This window comes from Streptomyces sp. NPDC001156 (assembly GCF_053598275.1).
Genome location: NZ_JBSFJX010000395.1, coordinates 1 through 3787 on the forward strand (window position 1 = coordinate 1; position 3787 = coordinate 3787).

3 protein-coding genes and 1 pseudogene are annotated in these 3787 nt (G+C 67.7%); 1 reads left to right on the forward strand and 3 read right to left on the reverse strand.

Annotated features, from left to right (window positions below; translation table 11 throughout):
- Positions 1-200 precede the first annotated feature (200 nt).
- From ACWDA7_RS51170 to ACWDA7_RS51180, 3 genes and pseudogenes are all read right to left on the reverse strand, one after another.
- Positions 201-1715: a hypothetical protein gene (locus ACWDA7_RS51170; protein WP_450614867.1), complete on the reverse strand. Its 1515-nt coding sequence runs from the start codon at positions 1713-1715 to the stop codon at positions 201-203.
- A complete protein-coding gene (locus tag ACWDA7_RS51175) occupies positions 1712-2002 on the reverse strand; it encodes a DUF6507 family protein (protein WP_450614869.1) in 291 nt (96 codons plus the stop codon). The genes ACWDA7_RS51170 and ACWDA7_RS51175 overlap by 4 nt, the downstream gene beginning before the upstream one ends.
- A 55-nt stretch (positions 2003-2057) precedes the next feature.
- Positions 2058-2120: pseudogene (locus ACWDA7_RS51180) on the reverse strand (DUF6507 family protein); the annotation flags it as partial.
- Positions 2121-2843: 723 nt separating this feature from the next.
- Here ACWDA7_RS51180 and ACWDA7_RS51185 point away from each other — a divergent pair.
- Positions 2844-3787, forward strand: a 944-nt coding sequence (locus ACWDA7_RS51185) for a hypothetical protein (RefSeq protein ID WP_450614871.1), incomplete at its 3' end; no start/stop codon positions are given.

A 3787-nucleotide genomic window follows, 5' to 3' on the forward strand; every position in this document is an offset into this window, starting at 1 on the left:
GGGTGCGGATCGCCACGCCGGACGGGCCGACGGCCACGAAGGGGGCAGCGATCGTACGCAGCGACTCACCACGCATCGATGCACCCCCCTCCCCAGCACTTGATCAGCAACAGGAAGAACGGTACCGGCCGGCACTGACAGTGCCCGCCAAGCGGTCGTGCGCGCTGCAACACCGCGAACATGTACATGCTCGTGCACACTCACGCACACTCCTGCACATCCGAAGCCGAACAGCTCCCAACCCCTGTGTCATGGGTCGAGGCCGAGTGATGCCCACGGGCCTCTACATGTCCGCCTGGGACCTCGGCACCACCCACCGATCCGTGCGGCGTCTCACGGCTGGCCTGGGGCGGCAGATGCTCATCCCTGCGGGCAGCAACCTCGGGCGTACGGGCACCCGCACCCACCAGTTCGTGGTGGTGAGGAGTCTCGATCGAGGACACGCGGTCGGCGGCCGTCGGTTCGTGGGGCGCCACCGTCGTGGCGGGCACGCCGTCCTTGCCGGGAATGAACTCCCCATCGGTTATGCGGAGGTGGAAGCCGTCGGATAGCTGGAGGAAGCTGTGCGTGGCGTCTGAAGCCGCAGCCGCGTCGGTGGCGGCGCGCACCCCGGCGGTGAGGTCGGCGACCCTCGGCAGGGCGCGGGCTGCCGCGCCGGCTGTCTTCGTTGCCGCGCCGACCGGGTCCAGCACTTCGCCGACCTTCGACAGCGTGCCGGCCACCCGGGCCAGCGCGCCGGCCTCGCCCGCCTTCGAGGCCGCTCCCAACGGGCCCGCCCCAAGGGTGAGGCCGTTGAAGATGACCGTGCCCATCGCCTTACCCGGGTTCGTCTGCCAGTCGTCCCAGCCCACGAACGACTTGGCGAACTCCTTCGCGTACGTCTTGTTCTCGTCCATCAACTGCTTGTGGATCGGCTGGAGACTGCCGTTGTCGCCGTACGGATCCGTCAGGTAGCCCTCGGCGCCGATCACCACCCTGGCCAGGCCCTGGCGGGTGGCGTCGCCCTGCTCGCCCGGACTGAACAGGTCCACCAGCCCCTCGACCGCCCCCTTGGCGTTGTCGAAGATACTCAGCCCGGCTTGCTGCAGGTGATAGTCGATCCCGCCCGGCAGCGCCTCGTAGTGCTCCGGACTGCCCCATGGCAACGACGGCGCCTGCGCCAGCTGCTGCGCGCTGAAGCCGTAGGCGCTCTTCTGCTCGGGGCTGCCGTCGTTGATGTGCCACTGCGTGCCGCCCACCAACGCCGTGATCTTGTCCGCGCACGCCACCTCGGCCCGCTGGAAGGCCGCGACGGCCGCGTTCACCCCGTCCCACAGCGCCTGATGCTCGTCGACCTTCGCCTGGTCCTTGCGCCAGGACGTGAAGAACGGGTTGTCGTCTCCCTTGACCGACGCCACGAACGCCGCCGCCTGCCCGCGCAGCGTCTCCAACTGCTTGACGATGTCGGCGACCTGGACCGCGTACTTTTCCAGCGCACCGGCCACTGTCTCCAGCTTGTCGGCGATGCTGCCGCAGGTGTCCTGCACTGCCTGCGTCGTCGCGAACAACTGCTCGGCCTCGGGCGCCTTGTAGGAGGCGTCGAGGTGCTGGAAGCGGGTGTGCACGTCTCTGCCGTGCTCCCGGATCGCCTTCGCCGCCCGCCGCAGCGAGGTGATCTCACATCGCAGCTCGATTAGGTCGCCGGTGAACGTCGGTATCTTCTCCGGACTGATCATCGCTTGCCGTCCGCCTTCTTGCGGGCTTCCTCCAGGAACGCCGTCACATCAGGTGGCAGTGTCGCGTGCTGCTGGGCATTCCATGCCTTCTCTAGATCTCCGGCCAGGTACGCGTTCGTCGCCTCGATCGCGCCGTTGGTCGAATCGCTGGCGCGCAGAGGCAGGAATGCCACGTCCGTCTCGGTGCCTTCGACGAACGTCCCCAACGCCACGGCCGCCAGACCTGCTGCCCGGTTGCCGCCGCTGGTGCTCTCTCCGCTGAAGGACAGCGTGCCTGTCGCCTCCATCGCGGCCCTGCACGCTCCGCCCGTACAGCGTGATCCCGGCGTTCATGTCGCCGGCGGCCTCCCTCACCCGAGAGATCACTGACTGCACACCCGCAGGCGCAATGTCCCACCCTGTCACACCAACCCCCGCACATCCACAGGCGGATACGTTCCTGCGGTAGAGCCCACTATCGCCTACTCCACTGACAACAGGATCTTCATCACTACCAGTTGACTCGTTGCACAAGCAACGTGCTTTCGGTCAAGGGCGGTTGATCCAGCGGCATGTATGCGCCGGTGTGTTTCAGTTGGTTGCTCCTGTCTGATCCCCAAGCTTGCGGCAGATTGCGCGCCCGGGCTCAGGTGCGCCGATTGCGCGCAACTGGGCGGCCCGCAGGTCAAGGGGACGCTGCCGTTGCGACGTGGACTGGGGGCAAGTCGCGCGCTGGGCAGGCCCGTACCACCTGCGGCCGTTGCCGTACATCTCGTGCGGCGACGGATGCGGCATTTCTTGTGCTAACTCCCGTGGCATCGGCTGTCCTTGCCCCATGGTGCGGCCCGCATGATGGCTGGTCACCACGCCATTTCCGCGTGGTCGGGACCCTGACATGCCCCTCAACAGTCCCCAACCCCACGACCAAACAGAAGAAAAGGGTGCGGGCGGCTTATCCGCTGCTCCCTGGGCAGTTGCGCGTCGACCGGCGGTCTCCGCACTATCGGTCGGCCTCCACTCGGTCCGGCACCCGAGGATACGCACGAGGCGTTCCTCAGACTCGCCTGCTGCCTGATCACCCTGTGCTGCTCGAAATGTCGTCGTCGCAGGTGGCAGCGGTGACGGTTCGTCGGCTGGGAGCATGCCCGGATGATCGTGTCCCTGTTGTACAAGGTAACCCGGAAGTTGCTCTCCCTGCCGTCGTTGCTGCTCCGCGGGGATGCGGCGAAAGACGCTGAGCTTCTCGTCCTGCGCCACGAGAACGCGGTGCTGCGACGGCAGCTGGCCAGCCCGGTCCGCTACGAGTCAGTCGATCGGTTGTGGTGTGCTGCCTTGTCGGGGCTGATACCTCGGTGTCGCCGGCGCGAGGTCTTCCCGGTCTCTCCGGGCACCCTGCTCGGCTGGCATCGCCGATTCGTCGCCGCGCAGTGGGACTACAGCGCGCGCAGGCGCACCGGTCGGCCGCCGACCGTCACGGCGCTCAAGAGCCTCGTACTGCGACTCGCCAGCGAGTATCCGCGATGGGGCCACCGGCGGATCCAAGGAGAGTGGGCTCGGCTCGGGCACCGGATCGCAGCCTCGAGGGTGTGGGAGATTCTCCACGCAGCAGGCATCGACCCCGCGCCGCGTCGCTCCGGTCCGACCTGGCGTGAGTTCCTCACCGCCCAGGCCGAAGGCATCATCGCGGCGGACTTCTTCCCCATCGACTCCGCGCTCGGCAGGCGGCTCTATGCGCTGGCCTTCCTCGAGCACGGCACCCGGCGTCTGCGCATCACCGGCGTGACCGCCCATCCGACGCGGGAGTGGACGGTGCAGCAGGCGAGGAATCTCGCCGCCGACCTCGGGATACGCATGGAGTCCCTGCGGTTTCTGCTGCGCGATCGAGACGGCAAGTACGGCGAGGCGTTCGACGCGGTCTTCGAGGCAGAGGAACTGAACGTGATCAAGAGTGCACCGCGGGCGCCTTGGATGAACGCCCACTGCGAGCGCGTGGCGGCGCCTTCACCAAATGCCTCCGAGGACGCCCCGGCCTTCAGGCCGGGGAGGAATCGGACCCCTGCGGAGCAGGGCAGGAAACGGGGTTTCGCCCCCAG